The sequence below is a fragment of the Bradyrhizobium sp. BLXBL-03 genome, assembly GCF_051853015.1.
GTDB lineage: Bacteria > Pseudomonadota > Alphaproteobacteria > Rhizobiales > Xanthobacteraceae > Bradyrhizobium > Bradyrhizobium manausense.
In genome coordinates, this window is record NZ_CP182470.1 from 3,322,358 (window position 1) to 3,344,034 (window position 21,677).

A 21,677-nucleotide genomic window follows, 5' to 3' on the forward strand; every position below is an offset into this window, starting at 1 on the left:
GACAAGCCCGGCCATGACGATGTGGAAAGATCGCGCTTCATCTCACGCCGTGTGTGCCTTGTAGGCGGCTTCATCCATCAGGCCGCCGAGTTCGCTCTTGTCGGCAATCTTCATCTTGAAGAACCACGCCTTGGTCTGCGCGTCCGAGTTCACCAGCGCGGGTTCGGCGGCGAGCGCGTCGTTGGTCTCGACCACCTCGCCCGAGATCGGCGCGTAGACGTCGGAGGCGGCCTTGACCGATTCCACGACGGCGGCGGCTTCCGCCTTCTTCAGGCTGCGGCCGACCTTGGGCAATTCGACGAACACGACGTCGCCGAGCTGGGACTGCGCGTAATCGGTGATGCCGACGGTGGCGACATCGCCGTCGATCGCGAGCCATTCATGGTCGGAGGTGTACAGCGTCGTGGTCATTGTCTTAGTCCTCAGCGTTTGTAGGTGTTTTTCACGAAGGGCATGGCGGCGACGGCGAGCGGGAGGCGTTGCCCGCGCACTTCCGCAAAGAGCTTTGTGTCGAGCGCGCTCAGACGCGTGGGCACGTAGCCCATCGCAACAGGCGCGTTCAGGCTCGGGCCGAAGCCGCCCGAAGTGACCTTTCCAATCGGCTCGCCACCTTCGCTACCGGCAAACAACAGTGCGCCCTCGCGCACGGGCGCGCGGCCCTCGGGCCGCAGGCCGACCCGGCGGCGGGATGCGCCGTGATCGAAATGCGCAAGGATCTTTTCAGCGCCGGGAAAGCCGCCGGCGCGCGCGCCGCCGCTGCGGCGGCTCTTCTGCACCGACCATTCCAGCGCGGCTTCGACCGGCGTCGTCGCAGTGTCGATGTCGTGGCCGTAGAGGCAGAGCCCCGCTTCCAGCCGCAAGCTGTCGCGGGCGCCAAGGCCGATCGGCATCACATCGGGGTTTTCGAGCAGCGTTTTGGCGAGGCGCCCGGCATCCGCCGCAGGCACTGAAATCTCGAACCCGTCCTCGCCGGTGTAGCCGGAGCGCGAGACGAAACAGGCGAGGCCGGCGACAATATGCGGGCCGGCATCCATGAACTTCATGGCCGGCGCTGCTGCACATGATTTCGTCAGCGCCGACTCCGCCTTCGGGCCCTGCAACGCAATCAGCGCGCGATCGGCCAGCGAATCGATGACACAGGTGTCGGAGAGATGCGCGCGCAGATGCGCCTCGTCCTCGGCCTTGCAGGCGGCGTTGACCACCAGGAACAAATGGTCGCCGAAATTGGCGACCATGAGATCATCGAGAATGCCGCCGTCCGCATTGGTGAACTGGGCGTAGCGCTGGCGGCCAGGTGCGATCGCCACGATGTCCTGCGGCACCAGCCGCTCCAGCGCGCGGGCGGCGTCCTCGACCTTGCCCGACTTTGGCCGGAGGGCGATCTGGCCCATATGGGAGACGTCGAACAGGCCGGCGGAATTGCGGGTATGGAGGTGCTCTTTCAGCACCCCCGCGGGGTACTGCACGGGCATGTCATAGCCCGCAAACGGCACCATCTTGCCGCCAAGGGACAGGTGCAGGTCGTAAAGAGGGGTACGTTTCAGGGAGTCTTTGTCGTCACGCACGGACATCACGGGGGCCCTCGGCGGTTCCCCGGGGACGATTCCCCGGGACAAACCAGTCGAAGCCCCATCTGTCGCTGTGCCTGAGAGTATTATCCCGTCGGCGGACGCTATCCGGGTCCTAAGCCCGCCAGCGCCTCTTTCCAGATGTCGTCAAAGCCACGCGGTCCTTTTGCCTGAGAGTTTCCGGGGCGGTTGCTCCTTCGGCGCCGGCACCCAATGCCGGTCTCTCCCGACGTGGCCGTACGATATAGATGGGTAAAGACCACAGGCCAGCCAAGCCTGTCAACGCAGGACTATCGGCTTTCAACGGGATTGCAGGGGGATGACGCGACTGCGGCAACCCTCTGATCTCTCTGCACAGTTTCTGGACAGGAAAGCTGGCCTTGTCTAAAAGCGCTTTGGCCCGCAGATATCAGCCCAAATCGCCAGGTTTGGATGGCAAATTGGCGGGTCCTAAAGCGCGCCGAGAGTCATCGCGCTTTAGCTCCTTGTTTGAGCATGATCTTTCCGGAAAACCGCTTCACACTTTTCCGGATCATGCTCCAGCACACCCGATTGGATGAACATGAGCGGCGTCAACGAGATCAGGTCGACCTTTCTGAACTTCTTTGCCGAGAACGGCCACGAGATCGTGTCGTCCTCGCCATTGGTGCCGCGCAACGATCCGACGTTGATGTTCACCAATGCCGGCATGGTGCAGTTCAAGAACGTCTTCACCGGCGTCGAGAAGCGGCCTTACCAGCGCGCCACCACGTCGCAGAAATGCGTGCGCGCCGGCGGCAAGCACAACGACCTCGACAATGTCGGCTATACCGCACGCCATCTCACCTTCTTCGAGATGCTCGGCAATTTCTCGTTCGGCGACTATTTCAAGGAGCGCGCGATCGAGCTGGCCTGGAAGCTCATCACCAAGGATTTCGGCCTGAAGAAGGACAAGCTGCTCGTCACCGTCTACCACACCGACGACGAGGCGCACGGGCTGTGGAAGAAGATCGCCGGCTTCTCCGACGACCGCATCATCCGCATCCCGACCTCGGACAATTTCTGGGCGATGGGCGACACCGGCCCCTGCGGCCCGTGCTCGGAAATCTTCATCGACCGCGGCGACCATATCTGGGGCGGCCCTCCCGGTTCGCCGGAAGAGGATGGCGACCGCTTCCTCGAATTCTGGAACCTGGTGTTCATGCAATATGAGCAGGTGACGAAGGAGGAGCGCGTGAATCTGCCGCGCCCCTCGATCGACACCGGCATGGGCCTGGAGCGCATGGCCTGCATCCTGCAGGGCGTCGACAGCGTGTTCGAGACCGATTTGTTCCGCCATCTGATCGACGCGACGTCGTCGGCGCTGGGCAGCGGGCCGACCGAGCAGAACGCGGCCTCGTTCCGCGTCATCGCCGACCATTTGCGCTCCTCGGCCTTCCTGGTCGCAGATGGCGTGCTGCCTTCCAATGAAGGCCGCGGGTATGTGCTGCGCCGGATCATGCGCCGCGCCATGCGCCATGCGCAGCTGCTCGGGGCGAAAGAGCCGCTGATGCATCGCCTGGTCTGGGCGCTGGTGCGCGAGATGGGCCAGGCCTATCCTGATTTGATGCGCGCGGAGAATTTGATCGAGGAAACGCTGCGGCTGGAAGAGACGCGCTTCCGCAAGACTCTTTCGCGCGGCTTGGCGATTCTCGACGAGAAGAGCGCGTCCCTGAAGAAGGGCGACATGTTCGACGGCGACGTCGCCTTCACGCTGTACGACACCTATGGCTTCCCGCTCGACCTGACGCAGGACGCGCTGAAGTCGCGCGGCATCGGCGTCGACCAGGCCGCGTTCACCGACGCGATGGAGCGGCAGAAGGCCAAGGCGCGCGAGTCGTGGAAGGGATCGGGCGAGGCGGCGAGCGAGGCGATCTGGTTCCCGTTGCGCGAGAAGCTCGGGGCGACCGAATTTCTGGGCTACGAGACCGAGAGCGCGGAAGGCGTGGTCTCGGCGCTGGTGAAGGACGGCGCTGAAGTTGCCAGCCTCAAGGCTGGCGAGACGGGCGCGATCGTGCTGAACCAGACGCCGTTCTACGCGGAATCGGGCGGCCAGGTCGGCGACACCGGCGTGCTCACGGGCGAGGGCGGGATCAAATTCCGCGTCACCGACACGCAGAAGAAGCTCGGCGATTTCTTCGTGCATGTCGGCACCGTAGAGGGCGGCGAGTTGAAGGTCGGCACGGCGCTGCAGCTCGAGGTGGATCATGCGCGGCGCTCGTCGATCCGCGCGCATCACTCGGCGACGCATCTCATTCACGAGGCGCTGCGCCAGGTGCTCGGCGATCACATCGCCCAGCGCGGCTCGATGGTCGCGCCTGATCGTTTGCGCTTCGACTTCGTGCATCCGAAGCCGATCACGCCGGAAGAACTTGCCCGCGTCGAGGACATCGCCAACGACGTGGTGCTTGAGAATGACGAGGTCACGACGCGCGTGATGGGCGTGGACGAGGCCCGCGAGGCCGGGGCGCGTGCGCTGTTCGGCGAGAAGTATGGCGACGAGGTGCGTGTCGTCTCGATGGGCAAGACCGCGCGCGAGCGCGGCGCCAATGCGCTCGGCTGGTCGGTCGAGCTCTGCGGCGGCACCCATGTGCGGCGCACCGGCGATATCGGCCTGATCACGCTGACCGGCGAGAGCGCGGTCGCCTCCGGTGTGCGCCGCATCGAGGCGCTGACCGGCAATTACGCCCGCAAGCATGCCAACGACACCATGGCGCTGGCGAAGACCGCGGCGAATGAGCTGCGCACCTCGCTCGACGACGTTCCGGCGCGCATCACCGCGCTGATGGAGGAGCGCAAGAAGCTCGAGCGCGAGCTGTCCGATGCCCGCAAGAAGCTGGCGATGGGCGGCGGCGCGGCGGCCGGTGGCGGCGCAGCCTCCGGCGTGCGTGAGGTCGGTGGCGTCAAGCTGATGGCGCGCGCGGTCGAGGGCATCGAGATGAAGGATCTCAAGAGCCTCGCCGATGAGGCCAAGAAGCAGATCGGTTCCGGCGTGGTCGCCATCGTCGGCGTCACCGAGGACGGCAAGGCGGGGGTCGTGGTCGGCGTCACTGCCGATCTCACTGCGCGCTTCAACGCGGTGAACCTCGTGCGCGTCGCCTCCGAGGCGCTCGGCGGCAAGGGCGGCGGCGGCCGTCCCGACATGGCGCAAGCCGGCGGCCCCGACGGCGCCAAGACGACCGAGGCGCTCGCGGCGATCGAAAAAGCGATGGGGGCTGCGTGAAGCCATGCGCCTCGTTCCGCGAGGACGTGGGCTTCGCGATCCGAACCTAAGGGATCGCCTCTACGAATTGCTGGAGCACGATCCCCTGGCCTACTCGGTCGGGTCGCGCTTCATCCAGCTGGTCATCAGCGTCATCGTGCTCGACGTGGTCGCGATGATCCTCGCCTCGGTGCCGGAGCTGGACGCGCGGTACGGCACGCTCTTTTCGGCGATCAAGATTCTGGCCGTGATCGTGTTCGCGCTGGAATATGCGGCGCGGCTGTGGACGGTCGCGGGCCACACGCCGCGCAAGGGCTCGGCGCTGTCAGACCGGCTCGGCTACGCCTTCTCGGCGCTCGGCATCATCGACCTCATGGCGTTCCTGCCCGCTGCAATCGTGCTGGTGATGGGGCGCCACGCGACGCTGGCCGCGCTTGGCGTGCTGCCGTTCTTCAAGCTGATACGGTATTCGCCGGCGATGCGCTCGCTGCTCGCGGCTGTGCATGCCGAGCGGCGCGCGCTGATAGGCTGCGTCGTCATCCTGATCGGCGTGGTGCTGACCTTCGCCTCGCTGCTTTATGCCATCGAGCGCGACGTGCAGCCGACCAAGCTCGGCACCATTCCGGATGCGATGTGGTGGGCGATCGTGACGCTCGGCACCGTCGGCTATGGCGACGTCGTGCCGGTGACTGCGCTTGGAAAATTTATCTCGGTGTTCGCGATCATCTCGGGTTTTGCCATGATCGCGCTGCCGGTCGCGATCATCTCGACCGCCTTTGCCGAAGAGGTGAAGCGGCGCGACTTCGTCGTCACCTGGGGCATGCTGGCGCGGGTGCCGCTGTTCTCGCATCTGTCGGCCGCCGAGATCGCCGATATCATGCGGCTCTTGCGCGCCCGCACCATCGAGCAGGGCGAGATATTGGTGCGACGGGGGGATCCCGCCTCGTCGATGTATTTCATCACCGCGGGCGAGGTCGAGATCACGCTGCCGAACCAGCATGTCAGGCTCGCCGACGGCACCTTCTTCGGCGAGATCGCGCTGCTGCACAAAACAAAACGCAGCGGCACGGTGACCGCGACGCGCAAGACGCGGCTGCTGGTGCTGGACGCGCAGCATTTTCACGCCCTGATCGAGCGCATGCCGACGCTCGCCGCCCATGTCCACACCACCGCGAAAGCGCGGCTCGAGGAGACCGGCGATCTCGCGGCGACGGAGCTGGCGCAGGCCGAGCGCGAGGGGACCGACCGCTGAGCGGTCAGCCTTTCTTCAGGAAAATGTAGTCGGCCGAGTAGGGCGCGCTTCTGAACTCGCCGGCCTTGTCGCAGGTCCCGTCGAGCTTGCCGCCATGGGTGTTGATGCGCTGGACTGTCGTCACCGGCGTCAGCGCGCCGCTGCCGCGGCGGGAGGCGATCTCCAGCTTCAGCCAGGGGATATCGGCAGCCGTCGCGCCCGGCGCGTTGCCGATGGCCTTGCCGGCCACGGCGCTGCCGTCGGCGAGCTCCCAGTTCGGGCCGGCATAGTGGCGGCCGATGGTCTTGCCCTCGGAGAGCAGTGTCGCGACCGGCTCGCGGAAGGTCCAGGCGAGCTTGCCGTCGGTGCCCGGCTTGCACTCATAGACCTGCGCGCCTTCGGCGTGGACGCTGAGCACGACGGTTTCACCGGGAGCGGCGATGGCATCTGGCAGCGTCTCCGCGGCGGCCGGCCCGGCCATGGCGAGCAGCAGGCAGGCGACGGCGAAATTGGTGATCGACATGAGAGACCTCCGCCCGATGGTGTCAAAACGAATGGGCGGCGCCTGCGCGCGGCCCATCATGATGTCTAACCCCGATCGGGCGAAAATAATGCGCAGGGCAGCTTACGCCGCCAGTGCCTTCACCAGATTGTCAGCGACCTTGTCGAGGAAGCCGGTGGTCGAGAGCCAGCGCTGGTCGGCGCCGACCAGCAGCGCGAGGTCCTTGGTCATGTAGCCTTCCTCGACGGTGTCGACGCAGACCTTCTCCAGCGTCGAGGCGAACTTCGCCAGCTCAGGGTTGTTGTCGAGCTTGGCGCGGTGGGCGAGGCCGCGCGTCCAGGCGAAGATCGACGCGATCGAGTTGGTCGAGGTCTCCTTGCCCTTCTGGTGCTCGCGGTAGTGGCGGGTGACGGTGCCGTGGGCGGCTTCGGCCTCGACGGTCTTGCCGTCCGGGGTGAGCAGCACCGAGGTCATCAGACCGAGCGAGCCGTAGCCCTGCGCGACCGTGTCGGACTGCACGTCGCCGTCGTAGTTCTTACAGGCCCAGACATAGCCGCCGGACCATTTCAGCGCCGAGGCCACCATGTCGTCGATCAGGCGGTGCTCATACGTCAGGCCCTTGGCGTCGAACTCCTTCTTGAACTCCTTGTCGAAGATCTCCTGGAAGATGTCCTTGAAGCGGCCGTCATAGACCTTGAGAATGGTGTTCTTGGTCGACAGGTACACCGGATAGCCGCGCAAGAGGCCATAGTTGAACGAGGCGCGGGCGAAGTCGATGATGCTGTCGTCGAGGTTGTACATCTCCATGGCGACGCCGGCGCCCGGAGCCTTGAACACCTCCTTCTCGATCACGGTGCCGTCCTCGCCGACGAACTTCAGCGAGAGGGTGCCCTTGCCGGGGAATTTGATGTCGGTGGCGCGGTACTGGTCGCCATAGGCGTGGCGGCCGATGATGATCGGCTTGGTCCAGCCCGGAACCAGGCGCGGCACGTTCTTGCAGATGATCGGCTCGCGGAAGATCACGCCGCCGAGGATGTTGCGGATGGTGCCGTTCGGCGACTTCCACATCTGCTTGAGGCCAAACTCCTTCACCCGGGCCTCGTCAGGGGTGATGGTGGCGCACTTGACGCCGACGCCGACCTTCTTGATCGCCTCGGCGGCGTCGATGGTCACCTGATCGTTGGTCTTGTCGCGGTACTCCATGCCCAGGTCGAAATAGAGCAGCTCGACATCCAGGAACGGGTTGATCAGCTTGTCCTTGATGTACTGCCAGATGATCCGGGTCATCTCGTCGCCATCGAGCTCGACGACGGGATTGGATACCTTGATTTTTGCCATGATCGGGGAAGCCCTCTTGGGAACGGCGCCATTGGCGCCAGCGTGAATATCCGCCGCCTCTTAGCACTGGATCGCGGCGGGCGAAAGCCAAGCGATTATGCACTTTTAGCCCATCCAGCTTCCACAGACGGGGAGCGGGGCCCCGGGGCGGGGGTGAGGTTTCAAGCGAGATTCAAAAGTCGAATCCAAGCCGTTATTTCCCTTGAGAATTTTATTAGGACAGGCAAACGACAGGCGGGCAGCGCCGGCCCGCCGGTTGCCGCCTTGAATCATTTCCTAAGCGGGCCTTGCCAAGGCCTTGAGACAGTTGTGAAAGCGAAGCCAGATGTCGGGGACTGACAAGAGCAAGACGGGCCTTTCCCTCGACGGTCCCATCGTCATCCTGGTCGAGCCGCAGCTCGGTGAAAACATCGGCATGGCCGCGCGCGCCATGGGCAATTTCGCGCTGGGTGCCTTGCGCATCGTCAACCCACGTGACGGCTGGCCCAACATCGCCGCGCAGCGGGCAGCTGCCGGCGCCGACCACATCCTGGAAAAGGTCGAACTGTTCGACACCGTCGAGCAGGCGGTTGCGGACCTCGACCTCTTGTTCGCCACCACCGCGCGCCCACACGACCAGGCCAAGCCCGTGGTCGGGCCGGAGTCGGCAGCCAGCGAGATCGCCGGGCATGTCGCGACCGGCGGCAGGTGCGGTATCCTGTTCGGCCGCGAACGCTGGGGGCTGACCAACGAGGAGGTCGGGCTCTCCAACCGCATCATCACCTTCCCGGTCAATCCGGGCTTTGCCTCGCTCAACCTCGCCCAGGCGGTGCTGCTGGTCGGCTATGAATGGTTCAAGCTGATGACGGCGGGCGAGCTGCCTCACAGCATGCCTGAACGTTCCGAGCGCGCCTCTCAGCACCAGATCAACGCCTTCTTCGACAATCTCGTGCGCGAGCTCGACAAGGTCGAATTCCTGCGCCCGGCCGAGAAGCGCGACACCATGCTGGTGAACCTGCGCAACATCTTCACCCGCATGGAGCCGACCAAGCAGGACATGCACACGCTCCACGGTGTTGTGATGGCGATCGCGGAAGGGCGCAAGGGCCCGGCCAAGGGCGGCGTGCTCGACGGCGAGCAGGCGACGCGCCTGCGCGCGCTATTGGCCGAGCACGGGCAGGCTGGCGGGGCGCCCGACAGCGGCTCGACCGTGCGCGGCCTTGCACGCCTGCTCCGGCGCAACCCGACCGATGCGGAGCGACTGCTCTGGCAGGCACTGACCCGCGACCGCCGCTTCGCAGGCCAGTTCAAGCGCCAGACGCCGGTCGGCCGCCACATCCCGGACTTCGTATCATTCCCGCACCGGATCGCGATCGAGCTGGTCAATCCGGGCGAAAGCGACACAATTGCCGCTGATCGCGCGTCGCGGCGGGCGTGGCTGGAGGCGCGGGATTACCGCGTGCTGGAGATCCGGGCCGCCGATGTGGAGCGGGATCTCGAGGCGGAGCTGGTGCGACTGCAGGGGATGGTCGAGCAGAGCGCGTAGGCTGGGCAAGGTCTCGGAGGGTGGGCAAAGCGAAAGCGTGCCCACGGCTTCCATCCATCATTGAGAGATCGTGGGCACGGCGCAAGGGCGCCTTTGCCCACCCTACGAGACCTCCCTTGTAGCGAGGGTAACGATCTGCGCCAAAAGAAAGGCACAGACTACGGCCGCCAATCCGACCTACGTTCGACGAGCGAAGGCGGAAGCGATGACTCGCGTCGTTTCGCCTACAGCTTGCAATCGGTCGGTCGCCAATGCTACGGTTCGTAACATTGCGCGTCGTCATCCAGCGGTTGTGGCGGCGAGCGGAAGAGGGAATGTGACATGTCCAGTCGATCTGCCCAAAGCGATACGACCATCACAACCCTCATCCCCGGGCTCGACGCGCTGGCCGCGGAGGCGATGGCGGAGTGGCAGGTGCCGGCGGTGACGCTCGCCGTCGTGCAGGACGGCGAGACGGTGCTGCTCAGGGCATGGGGCCAGCGCGACGTCGAGTCCGGGCTGCCCGCGACGCCGGAGACGCAGTTCCTGATCTGCTCGATCACCAAGACGTTCACCGCCACGGCGCTGGCGCTGCTGGTGGACGAGGGACGGCTCGACTGGACCAAGCCGGTCCGCGACGTCATTCCCGAATTCCGCCTGCATGACGCGATCGCGACCGAGCGCGTCACCGTGCGCGATCTGCTCAGCCATCATTCCGGCCTGCCCCGCCACGACTGGATTTGGATTCCAGCCGATCTCTCACGCAACGAGATGATGACGGCGCTGCGTTACCTCGAGCCGGCCCGGGACATCCGCACCGAATTTCAATACAACAATCTCGCCTACAATGTCGCCGGCCTTGTCGTCGAGCGCATCAGTGGTCAGAGCTATGAAGATTTCATCCGCACCCGGCTGACCGACAAATTGCGGATGCCGGTCGGCTTTTCGGCCGAGGAGCACGCCGCTGCCACCGACGCCGCCGTTCCCTATCTGGTGGAACGCGGCGACGTGCGCTCGCGCAGCAAATTCTTTCCCATCACCACGACGGGCGCCGGCGCCATCGTCACCTCGGTTGCCGCCCTTGCCAACTGGATGAAATTCTTGCTGGCCGAAGGCGAGTTCGCCGGCGAGCGCCTGCTGTCGTCCACGCGGGTCCGGGAGATGCAATCGCCGCTCGTCTTCGCAAGCGCTGCTGAGTGGGAGGAGTTCGGCCATTCGCATTACGGGCTGGGCTTCAACAACACCACCTACCGCGGCGAGCGCGTGGTCGGACATTCCGGCGGCTGGCTCGGCTGGAGCACGCTGATGCGCCTCATGCCGGCACAAAACACCGGCGTCGCCGTCTTCACCAACACCGGCGCCAACCCGGTGTCCAGCATCCTGATCAACCGCGTTCACGATCATCTTGCCGGCAACGAACCCGTGCCGTGGCTGGACCGCCTGCGCGACATGCGCCGCAAGGCGCTGGCGCAGCAGAAAAGCGACGAGGCGGCGAAGCCCACGGCGCGCAAGCCGAACACGAAGCCCAGCCATGATCTCGCGGATTTTTGCGGCGCCTATGAGCACCCGGCCTATGGCCGGGTGGTCATCACCCAAGACGGCGACAGCCTGCATTGGGCCTGGCGCGGCACCAAGGCGAAGCTCGTGCACCGGCATTACGATTCGTTCCAGCTGCCTTACGTTTTCGGAGAGCTCAATCCGGACGATCTCGTGATTAGCTTTGCAACCGACCGCGACGGCAACATTGCTAGCCTCTCGGCCCAACTCGAGGCGCTCGTGCCGGATATCGTCTTCACGCGCGCCGCCGCCGGCGAATGTATCGACCCTGTGTTCCGGTCGGCCTGCGTCGGCGAATATGTTCGCGGCGATCAGACCCACGTGGTCACCGAGGATGCCGAGGGCGAGCTGACGCTGAAAATTCCGTTCGTGCCGCTCTACCGGTTGCGGCCCTACCAGGGCGCGACGTTCGGCATCGTTCAGCTCGACGGCTATCGCACCGAATTCCGCCGCGGCCCGTCCGGTGCGATCGAGGAACTCGTGTACCACCAGCCGAACGGCACCTTCATCGCGAAGCGCAGCCCGTAGGGCGGATGAGTTAGCTGGCGGTTCGCAGGGTGGATTAGCCGAAGGCGTAATCCACCCTGCCTGAGCTCATGCGGGGGCGAAGTTGGTACGCCCCGCAGATGCGCATCGCGCATCTGCGGGGCTAATCCACCCTATGAACGCGCCGTCACTTCCGCGGACGAGGCGCGATGCCCAGCGCCTTGATCCGCGAGGCCAGCGTGGTCGGCTTGATGTCCAGCATCTCGGCTGCGCCGCCAGGGCCGAACACTTTTCCAGCGCAGGCCTCTAGCGCGGCCAGAATGTTGGCGCGCTCGTGGTCGCGCATTTCGGATGATGTCATGACGGCCGGCCGTGCCTCGGCCTTCTGGCGCGCGGTGCCGGTCGCAGCTTGTGTGCCCGAGGCATCAGGCAAATCGATGCGCAGGCGGCCGTTCTGCGACAGGATCGCGGCGCGCTCGATCACGTTCTGCAATTCGCGGACATTGCCGGGCCAGTCGTAGCGGGCGAGCCGCCGCGCATCGCCCTCCGACAGGCGCAAATTCGACTTCAGCGCCTTGCCCTCGCGGTTGAGAAAATGCTGGGCGAGCAGCGGAATGTCCTCGCGCCGATCACGCAAGGGGACGGTCTCGATCGGGAATACGTTGAGGCGGAAATAGAGGTCCTCGCGGAAACGGCCGCGCTGGACCTCCTGCTTGAGATCGCGGTTGGTCGCGGCGATGACGCGGACGTCGACCGTGCGCGTGCGCTCCTGCCCGACGCGCTCGAAATTTCCCTCCTGCAACACCCGCAGCAGCTTGCCCTGCAATTCCAGCGGGATCTCGCCGACCTCGTCGAGGAACAGCGTGCCGCCATCGGCGAGCTCGAAGCGGCCGATGCGGTCGCGCGTCGCGCCGGTGAAGGCGCCGCGGACATGGCCGAAGAACTCGCTCTCGAACAATTCGCGCGGGATCGCCGCACAGTTGACGCGGATCAGCGGCCGGTCGCTGCGCGTGGAATCCTCATGGATGGCGCGCGCGATCAGCTCCTTGCCGGTGCCGGACTCGCCGGTGATCATCACCGCGGCCGTGGTCGGTGCCACCAGCTTGACCTGGCGCAGCGTCTTCTGGATCGCCTCGCTTTGACCGATGATGCCGCGCGGATTGGTCTCGATGCGGATTTCCTCCTGGAGATAGGCGTTCTCCAGCTCCAGCCGTTCGCGCAGGCGATCCACTTCGGTGAGCGCGGCGTGCAGCTTCTCGTCGGCCTCGCGGCGCTGGCTGACATCGCGAAACACCACAACCGCCCCGACCACGACGCCGCGGTCGCGAATGGGCGTCGAGGTGTATTCGACCCAGGCCGGCGAGCCGTCCTTGCGCCAGAACACCTCGCCGTCGACCTGGTGCACGGCACCGTCGCGGAACGCCGCATAGATCGGGCAATCATGGTTGTGATAGTGCCGACCGTCGTGATGGGTGTGGTGGACGATCGGATGGATCTCCTTGCCGACCAGCTCCTCGGCCGTCCAGCCCAGCATCCGCTCGGCCGCGGGGTTCACGAAGGTGGTCTTGCCTTCGGCATTGACGCCATAGATGCCTTCGCCGGCGGCGCGCAGGATCAGCTGGTTCTCGCGCTCGATGTCCTGGAACACGCGCTCGACCCGCTGCCAGGTGGCGATGCCGCTGCGCATGTGATCTTCGGCGGCGGCATCGACATTGCGGCGGCGGCGCGCTTCGAGATCGGTCAGCGTCAGCAGCAGCAGCGTGCGGCCGTCATGGGGCAGCAGGCAGCCGGCATATTCTAGCCTGAGCGTTTGCCCGGTGGCATGGCGCGGGGTGAGCGACGTGGTCCAATAAGCGCCCTTGTGAAGCACGGCCTGGGTGAACACGGTGAGGGCCGGAAGCTCGCCGGCGTGGAGGGTGCTGGCTCTGGTCTGTCGCAGCAGCGCGCGGTCATAGCCGAGCAGGGCGCAGGCGGCCGGATTGGCATCGATGATCTCATCGCCATAGGGATCGACCAGCAGCGTGGCTTCGACCGAAGATTCGAAGGCTGCGACGCGTGGGTCGATGGCTGGAGCCACATCATCGTGGGCGAGCATTGGCGTCGTTGCCATTGCGAAATCTCGTAATTGTACTACGAAATCTCGTTTATCACGAGTTTTCGTAATGACCAAGTCAGGGGAAAACCGCTGCGTTATCAAGGTGCTGGCCGCTGCCGAGGGCATGGCATGCTCCTTGCTAAACTCTTGCTCGCAATGATGCGCAGGAGGTCCGATGTCCATTTTCGACAACCCGTTTGATCCCGATCGCAAGCTTCGGGCCGGTTGCGCCTGTGGCCAGCATCGTTCCGCGGCAGAGCACGAGCAGGCGGCAGCGCTGGCTTGCGACCCGGTCGAGAGCGAGGAGAAGCGCTACGAGGGTGTCGTTGCGTCTGCGGTGATGCGCGCGATGTTTCCGCAGGATGCGGCGCGGCGCGCCTTCCTGAAATCGGTCGGCGCCTCCACCGCGCTTGCCGCACTGTCGCAATTCTTCCCGCTGAAGACCGCAACGGAGCTGTTCGCCGACACCGGTGCGCCCGAGAAGAAGGACCTCAAGGTCGGCTTCATCCCGATCACCTGCGCGACGCCCATCATCATGGCGGCGCCGCTCGGCTTCTATTCAAAGCACGGTCTCAACGTCGAGGTGGTCAAGACCGCCGGCTGGGCCGTGATCCGCGACAAGACCATCAACAAGGAATACGACGCCGCACACATGCTGGCGCCGATGCCGATTGCGATCTCGCTCGGCCTTGGTGCCAACGCCATTCCCTTTGCCGTGCCCGCGATCGAGAACATCAACGGGCAGGGCATCGTGCTCGCGACCAAGCACAAGGACAAGCGCGACCCGAAGGATTGGAAGGGGCTGAAGTTCGCGATCCCCTTCGACTATTCCATGCACAATTACCTGTTGCGCTATTATCTCGCCGAGCACGGGCTCGATCCTGATACCGACGTGCAACTTCGCTCGGTGCCGCCGCCGGAGATGGTCGCCAACCTCCGCGCCGACAACATCGACGGCTTCCTCGCGCCCGACAATGTCTGCCAGCGCGCAATCTATGACGGCGTCGGCTTCATGCATTTGCTGTCGAAGGAGATCTGGGACGGCCATCCCTGCTGCAGCTTTGCCGCCAGCCGCGAGTTCATCACGACGGCGCCGAACAGCTTTGCGGCGCTGACGCGAGCCATCGTCGATGCCACCGCTTACGCGTCGAAGGCGGAGAACCGCAAGCAGATCGCCGAAGCCATCGCACCCGCCAACTACATCAACGCGCCGGTGACGGTGCTGGAACAGGTGCTGACCGGCACCTATGCCGACGGTCTCGGCGGGGTGAAGACCGACGCAAAGCGCGTCGATTTCGATCCTTTCCCCTGGCAGTCCTTCGCGGTGTGGATGCTGACGCAGATGAAGCGCTGGGGCCAGATCAAGGGCGATGTCGACTACAAGGCGGTGGCCGAGCAGGTGTATCTGGCGACAGACACAAAGAAGCTGATGACCGAGATGGGGCTTACGCCGCCGGGGAGCAGCTACAAATCGTTCGCGGTGATGGGCAAGAATTTCGATCCGGCAAAGCCGGAGGATTACGTCGCGAGCTTCAAGATCAGGAAGGCATCGTGATCATGCGCACTAGGCCGGGACGACGTGGGGAGAGGGCTTGCACGATGACATCCTACCTCCGCCTCCGCGCCGGCCTCGTCTCGATCGCGCTGCTGGCTGCGTTCCTCGGCATCTGGCACCTCGCCACACGATCGACGGCATCCGTTGCAACCATGAGCCCTGAATACGCCAAGCTGATGGGCCTGACGGCGACACAAGGAAAGTCGGCGATGCCCGGCCCGCTCGACGTCGGCGCCAAGCTGTGGGAGCACCTCAAGCGGCCGTTTTACGACAACGGGCCGAACGACAAGGGGCTCGGCATCCAACTCGCCTATTCCATCGCGCGCGTCGGTACCGGCTACCTGATGGCGGTGCTCGTCGCCATTCCGCTCGGATTCCTGATCGGCATGTCGCCACTGCTGAGCCGGGCACTCGACCCGTTCATCCAGGTGCTGAAGCCGATCTCGCCGCTCGCCTGGATGCCGCTTGCGCTCTACACCATCAAGGATTCCTCGATCTCCGCGATCTTCGTCATCTTCATCTGCTCGATCTGGCCGATGCTGCTCAACACCGTCTTCGGTGTCGCGAGCGTGCGCAAGGAATGGATCAACGTGGCGCGCACGCTGGAGGTCGGCACCATCAGGCGGGCCTTCACGGTGATCCTGCCGGCGGCGGCGCCGACCATCCTGACCGGCATGCGCATCTCGATCGGCATTGCCTGGCTCGTCATTGTCGCCGCCGAGATGCTCGTCGGCGGCACCGGCATCGGTTACTTCGTGTGGAACGAGTGGAACAATCTCTCGATCACCAACGTGATCATCGCGATCCTCCTGATCGGAATCGTCGGCATGCTGCTCGACCAGATCCTTGCGCGCTTCACGCGCATGGTTACGTTTCCGGAGTAGGCTGTGACCGACAAATTCATCTCCATCGAAGGCATCGCGAAGCGCTATCCAGGCTCGGGCGGTGCCACGACGACGATCTTCGAAAATCTCTGGCTGTCGATGGCGCGCGGCGAGTTCGCTTGCGTGATCGGCCATTCCGGCTGCGGCAAGACCACAGTGCTCAACATCCTCGCCGGCCTGGATGCGCCGAGCGAAGGTGCCGTCATCGTCGATGGGCAGGCGATATCGGGCACCAGCCTCGACCGCGCCGTGATCTTCCAGAGCCACGCGCTGCTGCCGTGGCGGACCGTGCTCGGCAACGTCGCCTATGCCGTGAGCTCGAAATGGCGGAGCTGGGACCGCGCCAAGGTCAAGACGCATGCCCAGACCTTTATCGATCTCGTCGGCCTGACGGGTTCGGAACACAAGCGACCGTCCGAACTCTCCGGCGGCATGAAGCAGCGCGTCGGCATCGCGCGAGCGCTGTCGATCACGCCGAAGATGATGCTGATGGACGAGCCGTTCTCGGCGCTCGATGCGCTGACGCGCGGCACGCTCCAGGACGAGGTGCGGCGGATTTGCCTTCAGACCGGGCAGACCGCATTCATGATCACCCACGACGTCGACGAGGCGATCTATCTCGCCGACAAGATTTTCCTGATGACCAATGGCCCGGGTGCAATGCTGGCAGAGGTCGTCGAGAACCCGTTGCCGAGGGATCGTGCCCGCACCGACCTGCACCGCCATCCGCTCTATTACGCGCTGCGCAACCACATCATCGATTTCCTGGTGACGCGCAGCAAGACCTTTGTGGCCGAGCAGCCTGATCACGATCCGCGCAACGTGCCGACCGTGCACATCGGCAAGCCCGGACTGACGATCGCCTCGGGCAGTGAAGAGCAGCAACGACAGATCCGGACACCCGGGACCAATCCCGGATTGAGCGCCTAACAAGGAGACCGACATGAAACGCGAAGACCTCACCGAAAAACTGCTCGACATCAAGCGCGAGAAGGGCTGGAGCTGGAAGCACATCTGCGAGAAGATCGGCGGCTATTCCGAGGTGCTGATCGTCGGCGCGATCATGGGCCAGATGAAATTGACCAAGCCGCAGGCCGCGAACGCCGGCGAGCTGTTCGGCCTGTCGAAGGCCGAGATCGCGATGCTCAACGAGGTGCCGATGCGCGGCACCGGCACGACGATGCCGCCGACCGATCCCTTGATCTACCGCTTCTACGAGATGGTGATGGTGAATGGTCCGGCCTGGAAGGCGTTGATCGAGGAAGAGTTCGGCGATGGCATCATGTCGGCGATCGATTTCGACATGGGCATCGAGCGCGTCGCCAACCCGAAGGGCGATCGCGTCAAGATCACGATGTCAGGCAAGTTCCTGCCGTACAAATATTACGGCGCCAGCGGCAACGTGCCGGAGTACGGGTTCAAGGAGGGTTGAGGGGGCGAGTGGCGAATTGCGAGTGGCGAATGGACTCCAACCATTCGCTACTCGCTACTCACTATTCGCTAGAGAATCGAACCCGGCATGTACTTGGCGGCTTCAGGCTTTGCCTTGGCCAGTGCGTCGACCTGCTCGGCGAAATAGTCGACCTGGGCGCCGGCGTCGCCGGAATTGCCGCGGCCGTGCTCGAGCACGCGGGCGAGCTCGGCTTCGCTGAGGCCGAGGCGCTGGTCGGCGGCGAGACGCTTGAGCAGATCGTTCTGCACGACCTTGCCGGTGCGCAGGTCTCTGATGGCCGCGACCGCGTGCTCCTTGATCGCCTCATGCGCGCCTTCGCGGCCCGCGCCCTTCTTCACCGCTTCCATCATCACCGTGGTGGTGAGGAGGAAGGGCAGATAGCGGTTGAGCTCGGTGGCGACGACGGCGTCGAAAATTTCCATCTGGTCGAGCACCGAGAGCAGGGTCTCGAGCAGGCCGTCCATGGCCAGGAACGCATCGGGCAGCATGACGCGGCGGACCACGGAGCAGGAGACGTCGCCTTCGTTCCACTGGTCGCCGGCGAGCCCTGCGGCCATCGCGAGATAGCCCTTCAGCACCACATGCAGGCCGTTGATGCGCTCGCAGGAGCGGCTGTTCATCTTGTGCGGCATCGCGGACGAGCCGACCTGGCCCTTGGCAAAGCCTTCGCTGGCGAGCTCATGGCCCGCCATCAGGCGCAGCGTCTTGGCGAAATTGCCGGGACCGCTGGCAAGCTCGGTCAACACGCTGACGGCGCGGAAGTCGAGGCTGCGCGGATAGACCTGGCCGACTGCGTCAAAATTCCTGGGCAGGCCGAGATGGACGAGAATGCGCTGCTCGAGCGCGCGCGCCTTGCCGGCATCGCCGTTGAACAAAGTGATCTGGTCGAGCCTGGTGCCGACGGCGCCCTTCAGGCCGCGCGCGGGATAGCTGTCGAGCACGCTGACGAGGCTCTGATGCGCCACCAGCATCTCCTCGCCGAACATGGCGATGCGCTTGCCGAGCGTGGTGACCTGTGCGGCGACGTTGTGCGTGCGCGCCGTGAACGGCATGTCGCGGAAGTGCTTGGCGTGCTTGGCAAAGCGAATGAGGGCGGCGATGCTCTTGGTCTCGATCAGCTGGAGCCCGCGATAGACCTGGAGCTGCTCGACATTCTCGGTGAGGTCGCGGCTGGTCATGCCCTTGTGCAGGTGCTCGTGACCGGCGAGATCGCAGAACTCCTCGATCCGGGCCTTGACGTCGTGGCGGGTGATGCGCTCGCGCCGCATGATGGAGTCGAGGTCGACCTGGTCCTTGACGCGCTCATAAGCCTCGATCACGCCATCTGGCACCGGGATACCAAGGTCGCGCTGGCCTTTCAGCACGGCGATCCAGTAGTCGCGTTCGAGGCGCACCTTGCCTTCGCCGCTCCAGATGGCGCGCATGGCAGGCGAGGCGTAGCGTTGGGCGAGGACGTTGGAGATGTGATCCTGAGACATGCCGCCCATTTGGCACCGCCGGGGGCCGGCTGCAAGCCCGGGAGGACCAGCAGCCCGCCGCTCGCTGTTAAGCTTACTTGCCGGCCTTCACTTCGGCCGCCGCGACCGCGACCAGATCGCTCATCCCGGCGCGACGTCCTGCGCAAGATCATGGCCAATTTCGCCGCCCGGACCGTGGCCGTCACCCAGCCAGCGATTCGAGGCGGCCCTCGTTGCGAGGGGCCCTGCGCATGCCTAGATAAAGGGCAGGATCGGCGAAACAACGAGCCGTAAAGCCGCAGGCAAGGCGGTATAAGTCAGCGTCGGATGGGCCGGATCGATTGTGCTGAGACAGCCAATCGGATAGGTTGCCTGAAGGCTTGGTTCCCGTTCTGTTTCCTCAGGTTTTCCTTGGGTTATAGATGGGTTCCCAGCCGTTCACGGCAGCTCCGCTGTGGGTCGTAACCTGGTAACCGGAGCACACCAAATACATGGATTTCAACAAAACACGGTACATCCCAATGAGCCGTCGGCGTCGCATTTATGAAGGCAAGGCAAAGGTTCTTTACGAAGGTCCCGAGCCCGGTACCCTGATCCAGCACTTCAAGGACGACGCCACCGCGTTCAACGCGAAAAAGCATCAGGTGATCGAGGGCAAGGGCGTCCTCAACAACCGGATCTCGGAGTACCTGTTTCAGCACCTCAACGACATCGGGGTGCCGACCCACTTCATCCGCCGCCTCAACATGCGCGAGCAGTTGATTCGCGAGGTCGAGATCGTGCCGCTGGAAGTGGTGGTGCGGAACGTCGCCGCCGGCTCGCTGTCGCAGCGCCTCGGCATCGAGGAGGGCACCCAGCTGCCCCGTTCGATCATCGAGTTCTACTACAAGAACGACCAGCTCAACGACCCCATGGTGTCGGAAGAGCACATCACCGCGTTCGGCTGGGCCACGCCCCAGGAGATCGACGACATCATGGCGCTCGCCATCCGCGTCAACGATTTCCTCACCGGCCTTTTCCTCGGCATCGGCATCCGCCTCGTCGACTTCAAGATGGAGTGCGGGCGCCTGTTCGAGAACGAGATGATGCGCATCATCGTCGCCGACGAGATCTCGCCGGACAGCTGCCGCCTGTGGGACATCAAGTCGAACGAGAAGCTCGACAAGGACCGTTTCCGCAGGGATCTCGGCGGCCTGCTCGAGGCTTACACGGAAGTGGCAAAGCGCCTCGGCATTCTCATGGAGAACGAACGTCCGCAGGGCACGGGTCCCGTGCTGGTGAAGAGCTAAGAGGAATATCGACGTGAAGGCACGTGTTACCGTTACCCTGAAGACGGGCATCCTCGATCCGCAGGGCAAGGCCATCGAAGGCGCGCTGAAGTCGCTCGGCATCGACGGCGTCGCCAGCGTCCGCCAGGGCAAGGTGTTCGACATCGAGCTCGCCGGCGCCGACAAGGCCAAGGCCCAAGCAGCGCTGAAGGACGCCGCCGACAAGCTGCTGGCGAATACCGTGATCGAGAACTACCGCGTCGAGATCGTCTGAGTGATGCTGCACCCGTAGCCCGGATGCAGCGAAGCGAAATCCGGGGCTATCGGCGATGGAGCCCCCGGATTGCGCGGAGCCTGTCATCGGGCGGCGCTTCGCGCCGACCCGTTGGCTCCATCCGGGCTACCGGGCTACCAAGCTGCTCGCCTCACAGCCAGCCGACGCGGCGGAAGCGCCAGTACAGGCCGGCGCAGGCGAGCGCCATCAGCCCCATGACGACGAAGTAGCTGTACTCCCATTGCAGCTCGGGGATGTATTTGAAGTTCATCCCGTAGATGCCGGCGACGGCAGTGGGGACGGCGAGGATCGCAAGCCATGAGGCGAGCTTCTTCGACACCGCCGTCTCCTGCGCCTGGCCGACCAAAAGGCTCGCCTCGAACGCGAAGGCCAGCACCTCGCGCATGGAATCGATGCGCTCCTGGATGTTGCGGACGTGGTCGGTGACGTCGCGGAACAGCGGTTGCATGGCCTGCCGCACCATCGACAGCTCGTCATGCTCCAGCCGGCGGCAGACTTCGACCAAAGGCCCGATCGCGTTGCGAAGCCGCAAGAGGTCGCGGCGGAGCATGTAGAGGCGCTCGATCTGCGCCTTGGTGATCGGCTTGGAGAGCACGTCGTCCTCGATGCCCTCGACCTCGTCGTGAATGCTCTCGAGCACGGGCGAGTAATTGTCGACGATGAAATCGAGGATCGCATAGAGGATGTAGTCCTCGCCGCGGGCGAGCGCCCGCGGACAGCTTTCGCAGCGCTCGCGCACCGGTGTGTAGGACGTCGAAGGGCCATGACGCACCGAGACCAGATAGCCTTCGCCGACGAAGATGTGGGTCTCGCCGAAGGCGATCCGGCCCTCGATCAGTTGCGCTGTGCGCGCGACGATGAACAGGGCCTCGCCATATTGCTCGATCTTCGGCCGCTGATGGGCGTGGTTGGCGTCTTCGATGGCGAGTTCGTGCAGGTCGAACTGCTTCTGCACGGCGGCAAGCAGCGCCATGTCGGGCTCGTGCAATCCGATCCAGACCACGTGGCCGGGCTTGGCCCGCCAGCTCGAGGCCTCGCTGATGGCGATATTGGCGACGCGCCGGCCGTCGACATAGGCGCCGGCAGCGACGACGCCCTCGGTGGGCACTGGTTCGGCAGCAGAGGTGGGCCGTGACGGGACATTCATGGCATCGATCCCGGGCAAATCGTTGGGCTCACCCGCCCTGGCTATGGCCTGTGTACAAGGCCATTGCGCAAGGCTAGCACTGGTAAAATTCCCGTCAAATGGCTATGTCTCCTGACG

The 21,677-nt window shown here is 64.5% G+C and carries 17 protein-coding genes and 1 riboswitch; of the genes, 10 read left to right on the plus strand and 7 right to left on the minus strand.

Annotated features, from left to right (window positions below; genetic code table 11):
* Positions 1–42: 42 nt before the first annotated feature.
* On the minus strand, positions 43–411 hold the full coding sequence (gcvH, locus tag ACNJX9_RS15750) for a glycine cleavage system protein GcvH (protein WP_057747343.1): 369 nt from the start codon (positions 409–411) through the stop codon (positions 43–45).
* Between the two features lie 11 nt (positions 412–422).
* Complete coding sequence (gcvT, locus tag ACNJX9_RS15755; RefSeq protein ID WP_439409478.1) at positions 423–1,571, minus strand: glycine cleavage system aminomethyltransferase GcvT; 1,149 nt, start codon at positions 1,569–1,571, stop codon at positions 423–425.
* Between the two features lie 146 nt (positions 1,572–1,717).
* Positions 1,718–1,807, minus strand: a riboswitch (glycine riboswitch).
* A 323-nt stretch (positions 1,808–2,130) separates the two neighbouring features.
* Between gcvT and alaS the strand changes: the two genes are divergently transcribed.
* Positions 2,131–4,809: an alanine--tRNA ligase gene (gene alaS / locus ACNJX9_RS15760; RefSeq protein ID WP_439409479.1), complete on the plus strand. Its 2,679-nt coding sequence runs from the start codon at positions 2,131–2,133 to the stop codon at positions 4,807–4,809.
* 4 nt (positions 4,810–4,813) lie between these two features.
* Positions 4,814–6,040, plus strand: coding sequence for a cyclic nucleotide-gated ion channel (locus ACNJX9_RS15765; RefSeq protein ID WP_057747341.1), 1,227 nt, complete (start codon positions 4,814–4,816; stop codon positions 6,038–6,040).
* 4 nt (positions 6,041–6,044) lie between these two features.
* Here ACNJX9_RS15765 and ACNJX9_RS15770 read toward each other — a convergent pair whose 3' ends face one another.
* Complete coding sequence (locus ACNJX9_RS15770) at positions 6,045–6,542, minus strand: DUF3455 domain-containing protein (protein ID WP_439409480.1); 498 nt, start codon at positions 6,540–6,542, stop codon at positions 6,045–6,047.
* 102 nt (positions 6,543–6,644) lie between these two features.
* Positions 6,645–7,859: an NADP-dependent isocitrate dehydrogenase gene (locus tag ACNJX9_RS15775; RefSeq protein WP_057747340.1), complete on the minus strand. Its 1,215-nt coding sequence runs from the start codon at positions 7,857–7,859 to the stop codon at positions 6,645–6,647.
* Positions 7,860–8,184: 325 nt separating this feature from the next.
* Here ACNJX9_RS15775 and ACNJX9_RS15780 point away from each other — a divergent pair, with 325 nt between their 5' ends.
* Both ACNJX9_RS15780 and ACNJX9_RS15785 read left to right on the plus strand, forming a co-directional pair.
* Positions 8,185–9,384: a TrmJ/YjtD family RNA methyltransferase gene (locus ACNJX9_RS15780; RefSeq protein ID WP_439409481.1), complete on the plus strand. Its 1,200-nt coding sequence runs from the start codon at positions 8,185–8,187 to the stop codon at positions 9,382–9,384.
* 321 nt (positions 9,385–9,705) lie between these two features.
* Complete coding sequence (locus tag ACNJX9_RS15785) at positions 9,706–11,448, plus strand: serine hydrolase (protein WP_439409482.1); 1,743 nt, start codon at positions 9,706–9,708, stop codon at positions 11,446–11,448.
* Positions 11,449–11,593: 145 nt separating this feature from the next.
* Here the strand turns inward: ACNJX9_RS15785 and ACNJX9_RS15790 are convergent, their stop codons facing one another.
* Complete coding sequence (locus ACNJX9_RS15790) at positions 11,594–13,516, minus strand: sigma 54-interacting transcriptional regulator (protein ID WP_439409483.1); 1,923 nt, start codon at positions 13,514–13,516, stop codon at positions 11,594–11,596.
* 160 nt (positions 13,517–13,676) lie between these two features.
* Between ACNJX9_RS15790 and ACNJX9_RS15795 the strand changes: the two genes are divergently transcribed.
* From ACNJX9_RS15795 to cynS, 4 genes are read left to right on the plus strand one after another with little or no spacing between them, the layout of a single operon-like run.
* Positions 13,677–15,056, plus strand: coding sequence for a CmpA/NrtA family ABC transporter substrate-binding protein (locus ACNJX9_RS15795; protein ID WP_439409484.1), 1,380 nt, complete (start codon positions 13,677–13,679; stop codon positions 15,054–15,056).
* Positions 15,057–15,100: 44 nt separating this feature from the next.
* Complete coding sequence (ntrB, locus tag ACNJX9_RS15800) at positions 15,101–15,940, plus strand: nitrate ABC transporter permease (protein ID WP_439409485.1); 840 nt, start codon at positions 15,101–15,103, stop codon at positions 15,938–15,940.
* Between the two features lie 3 nt (positions 15,941–15,943).
* Positions 15,944–16,870, plus strand: coding sequence for an ABC transporter ATP-binding protein (locus tag ACNJX9_RS15805; protein WP_439409486.1), 927 nt, complete (start codon positions 15,944–15,946; stop codon positions 16,868–16,870).
* Between the two features lie 13 nt (positions 16,871–16,883).
* On the plus strand, positions 16,884–17,372 hold the full coding sequence (gene cynS / locus ACNJX9_RS15810; RefSeq protein WP_439409487.1) for a cyanase: 489 nt from the start codon (positions 16,884–16,886) through the stop codon (positions 17,370–17,372).
* Between the two features lie 68 nt (positions 17,373–17,440).
* Here the strand turns inward: cynS and purB are convergent, their stop codons facing one another.
* Positions 17,441–18,880 carry an adenylosuccinate lyase gene (gene purB, locus ACNJX9_RS15815; RefSeq protein ID WP_439409488.1) on the minus strand — a complete coding sequence of 480 codons (1,440 nt, stop codon included), beginning with the start codon at positions 18,878–18,880 and terminating at the stop codon, positions 17,441–17,443.
* A 491-nt stretch (positions 18,881–19,371) separates the two neighbouring features.
* Between purB and purC the strand changes: the two genes are divergently transcribed.
* Both purC and purS read left to right on the plus strand, forming a co-directional pair.
* Positions 19,372–20,139, plus strand: a complete 768-nt coding sequence (gene purC, locus ACNJX9_RS15820; protein ID WP_172782948.1) for a phosphoribosylaminoimidazolesuccinocarboxamide synthase — start codon at positions 19,372–19,374, stop codon at positions 20,137–20,139.
* 13 nt (positions 20,140–20,152) lie between these two features.
* Positions 20,153–20,392 (plus strand): phosphoribosylformylglycinamidine synthase subunit PurS, encoded by a 240-nt coding sequence (gene purS / locus ACNJX9_RS15825; RefSeq protein ID WP_057747331.1) that lies wholly within the window; start codon positions 20,153–20,155, stop codon positions 20,390–20,392.
* A gap of 151 nt (positions 20,393–20,543) precedes the next feature.
* Here the strand turns inward: purS and ACNJX9_RS15830 are convergent, their stop codons facing one another.
* On the minus strand, positions 20,544–21,560 hold the full coding sequence (locus tag ACNJX9_RS15830) for a magnesium and cobalt transport protein CorA (protein ID WP_439409489.1): 1,017 nt from the start codon (positions 21,558–21,560) through the stop codon (positions 20,544–20,546).
* Positions 21,561–21,677 lie beyond the last annotated feature (117 nt).

Coding starts and splice junctions, on each gene's coding strand:
- gcvT (WP_439409478.1), bottom strand. CDS start 1,571: ATGTCCGTGCGTGACGACAAAGACTCCCTGAAACGTACCCCTCTTTAC.
- ACNJX9_RS15765 (WP_057747341.1), top strand. CDS start 4,814: ATGCGCCTCGTTCCGCGAGGACGTGGGCTTCGCGATCCGAACCTAAGG.
- cynS (WP_439409487.1), top strand. CDS start 16,884: ATGAAACGCGAAGACCTCACCGAAAAACTGCTCGACATCAAGCGCGAG.
- alaS (WP_439409479.1), top strand. CDS start 2,131: ATGAGCGGCGTCAACGAGATCAGGTCGACCTTTCTGAACTTCTTTGCC.
- ACNJX9_RS15830 (WP_439409489.1), bottom strand. CDS start 21,560: ATGAATGTCCCGTCACGGCCCACCTCTGCTGCCGAACCAGTGCCCACC.
- ACNJX9_RS15780 (WP_439409481.1), top strand. CDS start 8,185: ATGTCGGGGACTGACAAGAGCAAGACGGGCCTTTCCCTCGACGGTCCC.
- ACNJX9_RS15790 (WP_439409483.1), bottom strand. CDS start 13,516: ATGGCAACGACGCCAATGCTCGCCCACGATGATGTGGCTCCAGCCATC.
- ACNJX9_RS15795 (WP_439409484.1), top strand. CDS start 13,677: ATGTCCATTTTCGACAACCCGTTTGATCCCGATCGCAAGCTTCGGGCC.
- ACNJX9_RS15785 (WP_439409482.1), top strand. CDS start 9,706: ATGTCCAGTCGATCTGCCCAAAGCGATACGACCATCACAACCCTCATC.
- ACNJX9_RS15775 (WP_057747340.1), bottom strand. CDS start 7,859: ATGGCAAAAATCAAGGTATCCAATCCCGTCGTCGAGCTCGATGGCGAC.
- gcvH (WP_057747343.1), bottom strand. CDS start 411: ATGACCACGACGCTGTACACCTCCGACCATGAATGGCTCGCGATCGAC.
- ntrB (WP_439409485.1), top strand. CDS start 15,101: ATGACATCCTACCTCCGCCTCCGCGCCGGCCTCGTCTCGATCGCGCTG.
- ACNJX9_RS15770 (WP_439409480.1), bottom strand. CDS start 6,542: ATGTCGATCACCAATTTCGCCGTCGCCTGCCTGCTGCTCGCCATGGCC.
- purB (WP_439409488.1), bottom strand. CDS start 18,880: ATGGGCGGCATGTCTCAGGATCACATCTCCAACGTCCTCGCCCAACGC.
- purC (WP_172782948.1), top strand. CDS start 19,372: ATGAGCCGTCGGCGTCGCATTTATGAAGGCAAGGCAAAGGTTCTTTAC.